This is a genomic window from Arthrobacter sp. 10T419 (assembly GCF_056394105.1).
In genome coordinates, this window is sequence record NZ_JBFTHF010000002.1 from 204828 (window position 1) to 216641 (window position 11814).

Sequence of the window (11814 nt, forward strand, 5' to 3'; positions counted from 1 at the left end):
GGTCTAGGACTGGAATCGTCAGCTACGGCCCACCACTCGAGGAGTAGAAATGGCCTACGGAGTTGTGCACTTTTTTCCGGGAGGAACCAAGGAACAGTACGAGGCGTCCATTGCCGCGGTTCATCCCGGCGAAGGCCGCTTGCCGGAGGGGCAGGTCTTTCATGCCGGCGGCGCATCGGCCGGTGGGTGGACAATCATGGCGGTCCACGATTCCCAGGAGAGCTGGGAGAAATTCCGTGACGGCATCCTGATGCCCAAAATGCAGGCCGGCATCGAGGGCGGCTTCACATCCCCGCCGGAAGAGACCGTCATTGAGCTTTACAGGGTGATGCCATAGGACACGGGCCGTCCGGCAGTCAGAACAGCAATGAGACGAGGCACCAGCCGGCCACGAGCAGCCCCACGACCAGCATCGGGACGTTCCACTCGGACACGACCGTGCGCTCGGCCGAACTCTGGCCGGGGCCGCTGGTTGCGCCCGGCTGCCTGGCATCCTGCCAGGCCCGGACAATCGCATCCCGTCCGCCCGACGTCGGAGGCTGGCCCATGCGCTCATTGGACGGCAGCATCCCGAAGGGGCGTTCCTTCCAGTCCCGGGCCTGTTCGAACCCGGCGCCAAAGGCGCTGGGCGGCGTCGGGGCACCCCAGCTGACATACTTCCTACCGGCAGCCCTCACCGTGACGGAGTAGCGGACCTCGACGTCGTCCACGGCGGCGAACGGGATCCGGTGCCGTCGGAGCCCGTTGACCACGTCAAACTTGTCGGCTCCCACGATCAGCCTCGGCTGCCACTGCGTCAGATAGACCAGCAGGGCCGCGGCTGCCAGCCACGGCGCGGCCGCCACGGCAGCCCCGCCCCTTCCCGCGAGCATCAGCCAGCCAATGCCGGCAGCGCTGCCGGCCCAGAGCAGGAGCGCTACCACCCGGCCGGATGGCTCCTTGAAGGTGCGCGGCCTCGGTCTTGAGCTTGTTTCGGTTTCCCCCATGCGCCACATCATGCCAGCGGAGTGCCGGTTTCCCGGCTAGGCCCGGGAGGCTTGTTCCGCGAGTTCTGCTTCCAGCCGCTCGACGTCGGCCCGGTGGCAGAGCTCGGTGGCGCGTGTGGTGACAGTCGCGCTGCCGGCAGCGACCGCCGAACGGAATGCATCAGCCAGGGTTCGCCCCTGCGCCAGCCGGAGCACGAAGGCTGCCAGGAAACTGTCGCCGGCACCGACCGTGCTCTGCACCCGTACCGGCGGCACGGCCAGACGGAGCGTGCCGCCCTGGGACGCCAGGACTGCTCCCTGGCCGCCCAGGGTCAGCGCGACATGTTCGGCGGATCCGTCGGCCACCAGCGCCATGGCGGCGTCGAGCTCGCTTTGCTCGGTCTCCAGGGTCGTGCCGAAATGCAGCCCGAGCTCCCGCCGGCTCGGTTTGACCAGGAAGACCCCCTCGGACAAGGCGGCGGCCAGGGCCGGTCCTGAGGCGTCGACGACGCAGCGCGCATTCTGCTCGCGCGCGAGCCTGGCCACCTCGGCGTAGAAGTTATCCGGTACACCGGGGGGCAGGCTGCCGCTGGCCACCACGTACCCGCCGGGCTGGATGGAATCCGCCACGAGCGCCAGGCACAGCCGCCACTCGGGTTCACTCAGCTCGGGTCCCTGCAGGACAAAGCGGAACTGCTTGCCGGTGGAGGTCTCATCGACAGTGAAGTCCTGCCGGGTGCTGCCCTGGATCGGAACCACCAGTGTGGGGAGCCGCTCCGCTTCGATCAGTCTCCGGTAGGCCTCGCCCGTGGGGCCGCCCGCCGTGTAGATGGCCAGGGGACGTCCGCCGAGCCGTTGGACCACCCGGGCCACGTTCACGCCGCCGCCGCCCGGATCCAGGCGGCTGGGTCCGCAACGGAGCTTATGACCGCTGGTGACCACCCCGGTGGTGGTGCTGATGTCCAATGCTGGATTCACGGTGACCGTGAGGATGGGCTGTGCCGGCGTGGTGGCTTCCATGGGGCCAAGCATAAGAGCACGGCGTTCACACTGTCCCCGGGCCTAGATCCCCTTGTGGGCAGTGGGGCGCTCCGCAAGAATGGGCGCGGCAGGACAGGAGGCTGGAATTCAGCCGCCACGACCGGGCGGGACGCATGGCACATCGCAAGAGAAACACGGGCAAGGGTAGCGCCGGGCGGGAGCCCACGCGCCATAAGGACGGCCCGGGGGAGGAGCCGGGGCAGCCTGGCCGGCTGCCCCTCGGCGTCTACGCCGCGGAACTGGCGCGGCTCCAGGCGGAGCTGGTTGCGCTGCAGGAATGGGTCCGCAGCACGGGCGCACGGGTGCTGGTGATCTTTGAAGGGCGCGACGCCGCCGGCAAGGGCAGCGCCATCAAGCGGGTCACCGAGTACCTGAATCCCCGCGTTGCCCGGATCGTGGCGCTGCCGGCACCGACCGAGCGGGAGCGCGGTGAATGGTACTTCCAGCGCTACGTCCAGCATCTGCCGGCAGCCGGGGAAATCGTCCTGATGGACCGCTCCTGGTACAACCGCGCCGGCGTCGAACGGGTGATGGGATTCTGCACGCCCGCGGAACACAAACGCTTTATGTCCCAGTGCCCGGTCTTTGAACGGCTGCTGATCCAGGACGGGATCCTGCTGTTCAAATACTGGTTCTCGATCAGCCACGCGGAGCAGGAACGGCGGTTCAGGTCCCGGCTGGAGGATCCGCTGCGTCAATGGAAGCTCTCGCCGATGGATCGGGAGGCGATCCTGCGGTGGGAGGACTACTCGCGGGCCAAGGACGACATGTTCATGCAGACGGATACCGCGGAATCGCCGTGGTTTGTGGTGGAGGCAGAGGACAAACGCCGGGCCCGGATCAACATGATCGCCCACCTGCTCTCCAGCATCGACTACACCGAAGTCAGGACGGAGCCGGTTACCCTCCCGCAGAGGCCGCGCGCCGTCAATTACACCCGGCCGCCGCGGGATCTCTTCCGCTACGTCCCGGACCATGCCGCCCAGCTGCTGAAACCGAACGAGGACTAGCCCCGCCGGGGCGTAACTCCACGGCGGAAATTCCCCACTTTTGGGGGCGGCCGCCGGCGCGTCCCGCGAAATTCGCGGCGATTTCCTGCGTGTTGGCGTCAAAGGTGGGGAGACTCCGCGCCTGCGGGCGCAGTCCGAACGAGGACTAGCCCGCCGGGGCTAGTGGCCGAAGGGATCCGGGTCCACACCCGGCATCCAGGTCAAACCGGGGACGCCCCAGCCGCTCTTCTTGGCCTGCTTCATCGCCTTACGGGCGTAGCGGTCGATCAGCCGATTGACGTACAGCTTGCCGTCCAGGTGGTCGTACTCGTGCTGGATCACGCGCGCGAACCAGCCCGTTGCCTCGAACTCGACGGGTTTGCCGTCGCCGTCGAAGCCCTGCACCCGGGCCCATTCGGCGCGTTTGAGCGGGTACTGCCCGCCCGGGAAGGACAGGCAGCCTTCCTCTTCCTCGTCCGGGTCCGGCAGCGCCCCGGAGACTTTGGAGAGGGTCAGCACCGGGTTGACGACGACGCCGGAGGGCGGGGCGCCGTCGTCGTTGGCGTACTTGTACACGAAAAGCCGCTTGCCCACACCGACCTGGGGCGCGGCCAGGCCGACGCCGTTGGCGGCGTCATTGGTCTCGAACATGTCCGCGATCAGGGTGCGGAGTTCGTCGTCGAAGACTTCAACTTCGGCGGCCCGGCGGTGCAGCACGGGTTCGCCCCAGATCGTGATGGGTAGGACTGTCATGTCGAAAAAGTTCCTTTAGTGCTGTTGGCTGCTGGTGCTGCGACGGTCAGCCGGCAATGGTGCGGCCGACGACGTCGCGCATGATTTCGTTCGTGCCGCCGAAGATCGTGAGCAACCGTGCCGCGAGGAAGGCCTGCGCCACCGGGTACTCCAGGATGTAGCCGTAGCCGCCATGCAGCTGCAGGCACCGGTCGGTGATGGACTTGGCCCGTTCGGAGGCCCAGAGCTTGGCCCGCGCCGCCGAGGCGGCGTCGAGTTCACCCGCGTTGAAAGCCCGGATGGCCTGGTCCACGTAGGTTTCAGTGACCTCGACCTCGGTGAGGATGTCGGCCAGTTCGAAGCGGCTGTTCTGGAAATCGATGATCCGCTCGCCGAACGCGTTGCGGTCCTTTGTGTACGTCACGGTCGCCTCGTAGACGGCGCGGACGACGGCGGAACTGGCGACGGCGATGGCCAGCCGGCCCTGGGGGAGCTGCTCGGCGGCGTACTGCAGCCCGTTGCCTTCTTCGCCGACCAGGTCCGCGTGCGGTACCCGGACGTTGTCGAAGAACAGCTCAGCGGTGTCGGAGGCCTTCAGCCCCATTTTGTCCAGCTGGTTGCCGGTGTTGTAGCCCTCGGACTTGCGCACCATGAACAGCGTGAAGGAGTCGCGGCCGCCCCGCCCGGTGCTGCCGTCGGTGCGGGCCAGGACCAGGGACGCGTCGCCGGAGATGCCGTTGCCGATGAAGGTCTTCTGGCCGGTGATGAGCCAGTCGTCGCCGTCGCGCACGGCCTTGGTGCGGATGCCGCGGAGGTCCGATCCGGCGCCGGGCTCGGTCCAGGCGACCGAGGTGACCGTCTCGCCGGAGACCATGCCGGGCAGCCAGCGCGCTTTGAGATCGTCGGAGCCGTAGGCCAGCAGGTGGGGGAGGACCATGTCATCGTGCAGGTGGAAGGCCAGCCCCACGGCAAGGTGGTTGCTTTTGGCGAACTCCTCGTCGAGCACGGCACGGAAGCGGTAGTCGTCCATGCCCAGGCCGCCGAATTCTTCGGGAACGGCGAGCCCCAGCAGGCCCTGCTCGCCGGCCGCGGTCCAGAGCGAACGGGGCATCATGTGGTCCTGGTCCCACTGGCCGTAATGCGGGGCCACCGCCCGCGCGTTGAACTCCGCAGCCATCTCACGGAACATCTCGTGGTCTTCTTCAAAGAGCTGGCGCTTCATCGCGGTTCCTTCCACGCACGGACGAGACTGGACAGACAACAAAGGCCGCACCGGATATCCGGTGCGGCCTTTGGAAAAGGTCGGACAATTCTGCCGTCCTTTGTGAGGGTGAGCGACGGGGGTTGAACCCGCGACCTCCTGGACCACAACCAGGCGCTCTGCCAACTGAGCTACGCCCACCATGTGCCCCGTCATGCCTTCCGGCGAACCGGCTGGCTGAAAAGGCAACGACAAATAGCTTACCTGCTGTTTGGGGGTGGTTTTGCCACTTTCCTCGAATTCGACGAAATTTTCCCTAAACGTGGTGGAGATTACTCCGCGGGTGCTGCTGCCGGCGCGTCGGCGGGGGCGTCCGCAGGGGCCATGATCGACTTCGCGATCCGCTGCGCCGTGGCGCTGTCCGGACCCGGTGCGGGCACAAAGACCGCCTCCCGGTAGTAGCGGAGCTCGTCGATGGAATCCTTGATGTCGCCCAGGGCACGGTGGCCGCCGAGCTTGGCGGGGGACTGGAAGTACGCCCGGGCGTACCAGCGCCGGGAGAGTTCCTTGATGGTGCTGACATCGATCACGCGGTAGTGCAGGTGCTCCACCAGTTCCGGCATGTCGCGGACCAGGAACACGCGGTCGGTGCCCACCGAGTTGCCGCCCAGCGGGGCCTTCTTCGGGTCCGGCACCCACTTCTTGATGTACTCGAGCACGGCGGCCTGGGCTTCGGCCATGGTCTTGCCGTGGGGGAGTTCCGCCAGCAGCCCGGACCGGGTGTGCATGTCACGCACGAAGTCGTTCATTTGGGCCAGCGCGGAGTCGTCCGGCTTGATCACGACGTCCACGCCGTCGCCGAGGATGTTGAGTTCCGAGTCCGTCACCAGGGCCGCGACCTCGATGAGGGCGTCGTTTTTGGAGTCCAGGCCGGTCATTTCGCAGTCGATCCACACGATGCGTTCATTAGATATAGGCACCCGCCCAGCCTACCGTTCCGCCGCCGCTGAGCGGTCCGGTGCTAGGATTTCGGGTACGCGGCCGTCGAAGATTTTCGTCATCGCGGCGTGCCCCATGGCCGGCTTGTCGGTCCGTTGCGGGCCAAAACGAGCCCCACAAGAGATTGGACGATCCTGAGATGACGGCGCCTGTACCTGCGGCGGGGGAAACGGCTGCCGGTACCTCCCGCCAGTCTCCGAAGGCCGTTGTTGCCGATGTGGATAATGCCAGGTCGCCGATCCTTGCCGGATTCCTTGGCTCCGTGTTCATGGCCGTCGGCTCGCTGGGCGTCGGCTGGCTCGCTCCGGTGTCCGAACTGCGGCGCCTACCCTTGTTCATCTGGATGCGGACCGAGGCGGTGGGTGTCGGGCTGAGCATTGTGCTCCTGGCGGTCGGCGGAATGCTCCTGGTCCGCGCCTGGCTCCGGCTGGGGCAGCGCGTGCGGAGCTGGGGCCCCGGGGCCCGCAAGGCGACGCTGCTGGCGGTGGCTGCGTGGGGGCTGCCGATGATGTTCTCCGTCCCCTTGTTCAGCCGCGATGTCTACGCCTATATCGGCCAGGGCCGGCTGATGGTCGAAGGGTTCAACCCCTACGAGAACGGCATCTCGGCGCTGTCGAACTACTTCCAGCTGGGCGCGGACAAGATGTGGACCGAGGCTCCCGTGCCGTACGGACAGCTCTTCCTCTGGATCGAACAGTTCGTGGTCTGGTCCACGAACGTCCACCCCGAGGCCAGCATCATGCTGTTCCGGCTCGCGGCCCTGCTCGGAATCGTGCTCTGCGTGATCTACGTGCCGAAACTGGCCGAGCTGCACGGCGTCAACCCGCACCGTGCCCTCTGGCTCACCGCCGCCAACCCGCTGTTCCTGACCAACTTCATCGCCAGTGTGCACAACGATGCCCTGATGATCGGCCTGGCCCTCGCCGGCCTCTACTACTGCGCCACCAAACGCGTGCTGCTGGGCCTGGTCCTGGTCACGCTTTCCATCTCGGTCAAACCCATCACGATCGTGTTCCTGCCGTTCATTGGCCTGCTGTGGGCCGGCAAGAACGCCAGCTGGCCGCGCAAGTTCGTCTTCTGGGCGCTCACCGCCGGCCTCAGCCTGGCGCTGCTGTACGCGATGAGCCTGGTAAACGGCTTCGGCTTCGGCTGGATCAACGGGCTCTCCGCCCCGGGCAGCATCTGGATCTGGTACGCACCGGTCGGCCTGCTGGGGCTCATTGTCGCCTCGATCTTCAACGCCTTCAGCCTGGACGGCTGGGGGATGGCCAAGTGGGTTTATGACGCCGGGAAGCTGCTGGCGCTCGGCATCGTCGGCTGGCAGATCTTCCGCGGCGACTTCGACCGGCTGATGCGCCGGCTCACCCTGGCCTTCGCCGCCGTCGTCTTCCTGGCACCGATGATCCAGTCCTGGTACGTCGTCTGGCTCATCCCGCTCTTTGCGGTGACCGGCATCCGGGACGACTGGCAGGTCAAGGCGGTGTACTTCATAGTGTCCTTCTTCATGGTCTACGCCATTTCGGACCAGCTGGAAGTCTTCCCCTACCTGCAGACCGACGACCTGGGCCTCGCGCTCGCCCTGGCCCGCAACGCCGCTGCCATCATCGCCCTGCTGTTCGCGCTGTACCTGATCTTCCTCGACCCGAAAACCAAACAGCTGTTCAGCAAGCCATCGGAACCGGTGACCACCCGGCCCGTCATCTGAGCCGCCGGAGCCACCTGCTCCCGCGTCGGAAGGAAGCCCCATGTCCATGATCAAGAGCCCCGAAGAGATCGCCCTGATGCGCGAGGCCGGACGGGTGGTGGCTAACGCGCTGGCGCAGGTACGCGAGGCTGCCGCCGTCGGCGTGTCCCTCAAGGAGCTCGACGGCGTGGCCGCGCAAGTGATGGCCGAGGCGGGCGCCACGCCGGCGTTCCTGAACTACCGTCCCCGCTGGGCTTCCGTCCCTTTCCCCGGCGTGATCTGCACCTCGGTCAACGACGCCGTGGTGCATGGCATCCCCAACGAATACCGGCTCGAGGACGGCGACCTGCTCAGTGTGGACTGCGGTGCCTTCCTGGCGGGCTGGTGCGGGGATGCCGCCGTCAGCTTCATTGTGGGCACGGCAGACCCGGTGGACCAGGCGCTGATCGACGCCACCGACGAAGCCCTGGCCCGCGGCATTGAAGCGGCGCGGATCGGCAACAAGATGGGCGACGTGGCGTACGCGATCGGCGGGGCCGCGCGCCGGGCCGGCTACGGGCTGCTCGCCGACCACGGCGGCCACGGCATTGGTCGGACCATGCACGCGGAGCCGCCCGTGCCCAACGACGGCCGGCCGGGCCGGGGCATCAAGCTGACCGAAGGTCTGGTCATCGCGATCGAACCCATGCTGATCCTCGGCGGCAACGGCGACTACTACCACGACGACGACGAATGGACCCTCCGATCGGCCAACGGACGCCGCGCCGCCCACAGCGAGCACACCGTGGCGATCACCGCGGAGGGCCCGGTCATATTGACGCTGCCCTAGGGCCGGCGGGCGGCGCCGCGCCCGCTGGTGGTCAGCGGCTCCGCGTGGCCTGGCCAGCCAGTCGGATGCGCTGGCGGTGCGTTGCGAGCCGCAGCTGGATGATGCGGGCCGCCCCGGCGATGGCGACCAGCACACCGCCGCCGACCGCCGCGATGAAGAGGGCAACGCCGAGCGGGACGGAGCCCTCCAGGCCGAAGAACTTCACCTGGACATAGACCTGGTTTTGCAGGATGAAGACGATCAGCAGGATCAGCACCACCAGCGCGCTGGCAACCGCAGTCCACACCATGCCCGCGCGGGTGACCCGGCGGGGTTCCGGTGCGGCGGCCGTCGGTTCCGGCGTACCGGCAGGGGGAGCTTCTTCGCGCGGAACGGCTATGGCGTCGACGGGGGCCCCGGCGCCGGGGTCGGTGCTGTCTGCCGTGCCGCCGGCGGGGTAGCCCTCAACGGAGCCGGACGGGGCCTCAGAAGTCACCGGGTACTGCGCGGGGGCGGCGTTGCGCGGATCCTGGGGATCGAATCCGTGGGGTGTCTGGGTCATGGCGGCCGTACCTTTCGATTGCTGGCGGGTCGCTCAGGCTTTCCCTGGTGCCCCGCCTGTCACCTCAATACTAAGCGTGCTCATGGCTCGGGAGGCTTGCAGCCTAGGGGTGCGTTGCGGCTCAGTCGGGCCGCGGCAAACGCAGGAAGGCAGGCTGTTGGCACCGGGCGGGCGGGGGTATAGCGTCACAGCCAAAGGGGCGCCCGGAGCGGGCGGTTCAGGCGAGGAGGCATGGCCGTGACGATCGTCGACAACGCCGTCTACGTGGACGGGTACCGGACCGCGGACCCTGAGGACCTGGACGAGACGTATTTCCTGTTGCGGCAGCGCCAGGGCATGGCCTGGATCGGGCTCTACCGTCCGGACGCAGCGGAGCTTCGCTCGGTGGCCGAGGAATTCGACCTGAACCATCTGGCGGTGGAAGACGCGCTCGCCGGCCATCAGCGCGCCAAGCTGGAACACTACGGCGACACCCACTTCCTGGTGCTGCGCCCGGCCCGGTACCTGGATGAGGTGGAGAAGGTCCAGTTCGGCGAGATCCATATTTTCACCGGTCCCGATTTTGTGGTCACCGTCCGCCACGCGGAATCACCGGACCTGGCCCGGGTGCGCCGTCGGATGGAGTCCCAGCCGGACTTCCTGGCCCTTGGGCCGGATGCCGTGCTGTACGCCATCCTCGACCAGGTGGTCGATGAGTACGAGCCCGTTGCCGCCGGCCTGGAGAACGACGTCGACGAGATTGAAGACGAGCTGTTCGCAGCAGATCCGGGAGTCTCCCGCAGGATCTACGAACTCTCGCGGCAGGTGATCATGTTCCAGCGCGCTACGGCGCCGCTCACCGGCATCCTGCAGGCTCTCCGGGCCGGCGCCCCCAACCACGTGCCGGGCCCGGAACTGCAGGACCACTTCCGCGATGTGCTGGACCATGTGCTGCGCCTGAGTGAACGGATCACTGCGTTCCGCGCCCTGCTCCAGAACGCTCTCGCGGTCAACGCCGCCCTCGTGGCGCAGCGACAGAACGATGAAATGCGGCTCCTCACGGAGTCGAGCATCGCCCAGAACGAACAGACCAAGCGGATCTCGTCCTGGGCCGCCATTCTCTTCGCGCCCACGTTGATCGCGTCGATCTACGGGATGAACTTCCGCCTGATCCCGGAGCTCGACTGGGTATTTGGCTATCCGATGGCGCTCGGGCTGATGCTGGTGATGGGCGTGGCCCTTTACCTGACCTTCCGGCACAACAAATGGATCTGAAGGGGCCGGGCTTCGCGTCAGAGCGCGCTTCGGGGCGGCAGGGGTGCGGCCCTGGGCGGCGGATAAGCCGCGACCAGGGCCGCACGTTGTGCCCCAGGAGGGAATCGAACCCCCGACCGGCGGATTAGAAGGCCGCTGCTCTATCCCCTGAGCTACTGGGGCACGTTCGGCGTGCCGACGGGCTACTGCCGGGGACGCCTCAAGAAGTTTACAGGGCCCCGCGCGCTCCGCCAGTCAAGCGTGCCCGCAAATGCCTGTGCCCGGCCGACCAGGTTTTCCACATAGCGGAATCCCGCACTGCCGTCCGACGCGCCCGCGCGTAAAGCTGGAACTGCTCGGTGGGGCAAGACCAAATCGAGCGAGCGTACTCAAGACAGGGCTTGTTCAGGACAGCGACTACTCAAGACAGGACAGACCAATGAACGACAGCATCACGGTCCGCGGCTTCGTCGCCTCGGAGATCAGGAGCACGACGACGCCGGGCGGGGTCGCCACCGCGTCCTTCCGGCTGGGCTCGACGGAGCGGCGCTTTGACCGCTCCGCAAACGCATGGGTGGACGGAAACACCAACTGGTTCACGGTGCAGGGATACCGCCAGTTGGCCGGAAACATGGGCTGCAGCATCAAAAAGGGCCAGCGCGTCATCATCGTGGGCCGGCTCAAGATGCGCAGCTGGGAAAAGGACGGCCGCGTTTATCACGTGGCAGAAATCGACGCCGAGTCTGTCGGCCACGACCTGATGTGGGGGTCCGCCAACTTCACGCGCACCGCCGCCAATGGCCCGGTGCCCGGACAGGACGCCGCAGCCCCCGAACGCACCGGGAGCGGCCACGACGCCCATGACGACGACCGCGACGTGGACGCCGACGCGGACGATGCAGGGGCCGACGATGCCGGGTCGGACGACGACGAGCAGGATTTTGACGCAGAGACCGGCGAATTGAAGGGGGCCGCCGCCTGAGGCCGCCGGACGGCCGCCCATGGCAGAATTGCCGGGTGAAGCGAGCCCGGACGAACTCTCAAGACCAGGCGGTGCTGCCGGTGCTCGGGGCGCTTATCCTGCTGCTTGCATCAACGGCGGGTTGTTCGGCGGCCGCTGGGGGCAATGGGGGAGCGCCGGGGGGCGTCCTCTCCGCGGAAACACCGCCGGGCACGGCCCGGCCCGCACCCGCCCGGATCCCTTCCGCGGCAGCGACAGCGCGCCCTGCCACCTCCGCGGCCGCCGCCCGGCTTGAGGCGGCTTTGGCGAAGCTGGCCAGGGAGGCCGAGCCCGGAACGGAACAGATCCGGGCGGCCCTCGTCGAAGCCGGATTCCCGCGGGACGGCATCGAAGTCACGGCGAGCCGAACCCCTACCGGGCTGCAGGCTGACGCTGTAGAGGCTGCGGTCCGGCAAGACCGGGACTGCGTCGTTGCCCAACTGCGCAACGGTACGGTGGCAGTGACCGTGTTGACAGTCTTGGCGGATGGCCGCTGTTTCGCGGGCAGACCGGCCTAGAGACCGTCGGCAGACCAGGTGCCGGGCCGCCGGCTGGCCGGGGGACCGGAATGTGAGTTATCCGCGTCAAGCCACTAGATTT

At 67.3% G+C, this 11814-nt stretch carries 13 protein-coding genes and 2 tRNA genes; 7 read left to right on the forward strand and 8 right to left on the reverse strand.

Annotation, left to right across the window (positions count from 1 at the left end; all coding sequences use genetic code 11):
- Positions 1-49: 49 nt before the first annotated feature.
- Positions 50-337 (forward strand): hypothetical protein, encoded by a 288-nt coding sequence (locus AC1DBD_RS04575; RefSeq protein ID WP_476981509.1) that lies wholly within the window; start codon positions 50-52, stop codon positions 335-337.
- Positions 338-356: 19 nt separating this feature from the next.
- On the opposite strand, the gene AC1DBD_RS04580 is transcribed toward AC1DBD_RS04575, so the two are convergent.
- Positions 357-923 carry a hypothetical protein gene (locus AC1DBD_RS04580; RefSeq protein WP_476981510.1) on the reverse strand — a complete coding sequence of 189 codons (567 nt, stop codon included), beginning with the start codon at positions 921-923 and terminating at the stop codon, positions 357-359.
- A gap of 99 nt (positions 924-1022) precedes the next feature.
- Positions 1023-1985 carry a 1-phosphofructokinase family hexose kinase gene (locus AC1DBD_RS04585; RefSeq protein WP_476981511.1) on the reverse strand — a complete coding sequence of 321 codons (963 nt, stop codon included), beginning with the start codon at positions 1983-1985 and terminating at the stop codon, positions 1023-1025.
- A gap of 233 nt (positions 1986-2218) precedes the next feature.
- Here AC1DBD_RS04585 and ppk2 point away from each other — a divergent pair, with 233 nt between their 5' ends.
- The gene (ppk2, locus tag AC1DBD_RS04590) at positions 2219-3016 is read left to right on the forward strand and encodes a polyphosphate kinase 2 (protein ID WP_476981648.1); all 798 of its coding nucleotides are present in this window, start codon (positions 2219-2221) and stop codon (positions 3014-3016) included.
- A 159-nt stretch (positions 3017-3175) separates the two neighbouring features.
- Here the strand turns inward: ppk2 and def are convergent, their stop codons facing one another.
- The 4 genes from def to orn all read right to left on the reverse strand — a co-directional run bounded on the left by def (position 3176) and on the right by orn (position 5908).
- A complete protein-coding gene (def, locus tag AC1DBD_RS04595) occupies positions 3176-3748 on the reverse strand; it encodes a peptide deformylase (RefSeq protein ID WP_306909767.1) in 573 nt (190 codons plus the stop codon).
- A 46-nt stretch (positions 3749-3794) separates the two neighbouring features.
- Positions 3795-4949 carry an acyl-CoA dehydrogenase family protein gene (locus AC1DBD_RS04600; RefSeq protein ID WP_476981512.1) on the reverse strand — a complete coding sequence of 385 codons (1155 nt, stop codon included), beginning with the start codon at positions 4947-4949 and terminating at the stop codon, positions 3795-3797.
- Positions 4950-5056: 107 nt separating this feature from the next.
- Positions 5057-5129 (reverse strand) — tRNA-His (locus AC1DBD_RS04605).
- 131 nt (positions 5130-5260) lie between these two features.
- Positions 5261-5908, reverse strand: coding sequence for an oligoribonuclease (gene orn, locus AC1DBD_RS04610; RefSeq protein WP_476981513.1), 648 nt, complete (start codon positions 5906-5908; stop codon positions 5261-5263).
- Between the two features lie 158 nt (positions 5909-6066).
- Here orn and mptB point away from each other — a divergent pair, with 158 nt between their 5' ends.
- Both mptB and map read left to right on the forward strand, forming a co-directional pair.
- The gene (gene mptB / locus AC1DBD_RS04615; RefSeq protein WP_476925590.1) at positions 6067-7632 is read left to right on the forward strand and encodes a polyprenol phosphomannose-dependent alpha 1,6 mannosyltransferase MptB; all 1566 of its coding nucleotides are present in this window, start codon (positions 6067-6069) and stop codon (positions 7630-7632) included.
- Between the two features lie 40 nt (positions 7633-7672).
- Positions 7673-8440, forward strand: a complete 768-nt coding sequence (gene map / locus AC1DBD_RS04620) for a type I methionyl aminopeptidase (RefSeq protein WP_476981514.1) — start codon at positions 7673-7675, stop codon at positions 8438-8440.
- A 31-nt stretch (positions 8441-8471) separates the two neighbouring features.
- Here map and AC1DBD_RS04625 read toward each other — a convergent pair whose 3' ends face one another.
- Positions 8472-8981: a LapA family protein gene (locus AC1DBD_RS04625; protein WP_476981515.1), complete on the reverse strand. Its 510-nt coding sequence runs from the start codon at positions 8979-8981 to the stop codon at positions 8472-8474.
- A 237-nt stretch (positions 8982-9218) separates the two neighbouring features.
- Here AC1DBD_RS04625 and AC1DBD_RS04630 point away from each other — a divergent pair, with 237 nt between their 5' ends.
- Positions 9219-10235 (forward strand): magnesium and cobalt transport protein CorA, encoded by a 1017-nt coding sequence (locus AC1DBD_RS04630; protein ID WP_441417546.1) that lies wholly within the window; start codon positions 9219-9221, stop codon positions 10233-10235.
- Positions 10236-10324: 89 nt separating this feature from the next.
- Here AC1DBD_RS04630 and AC1DBD_RS04635 read toward each other — a convergent pair.
- Positions 10325-10397 (reverse strand) — tRNA-Arg (locus AC1DBD_RS04635).
- Between the two features lie 256 nt (positions 10398-10653).
- On the opposite strand from AC1DBD_RS04635, the gene AC1DBD_RS04640 reads away from it, so the two are divergent.
- Complete coding sequence (locus tag AC1DBD_RS04640) at positions 10654-11196, forward strand: single-stranded DNA-binding protein (RefSeq protein ID WP_476981516.1); 543 nt, start codon at positions 10654-10656, stop codon at positions 11194-11196.
- Positions 11197-11276: 80 nt separating this feature from the next.
- Positions 11277-11732, forward strand: coding sequence for a DUF6993 domain-containing protein (locus AC1DBD_RS04645; RefSeq protein WP_476981649.1), 456 nt, complete (start codon positions 11277-11279; stop codon positions 11730-11732).
- The last annotated feature ends 82 nt before the right edge of the window (positions 11733-11814 follow it).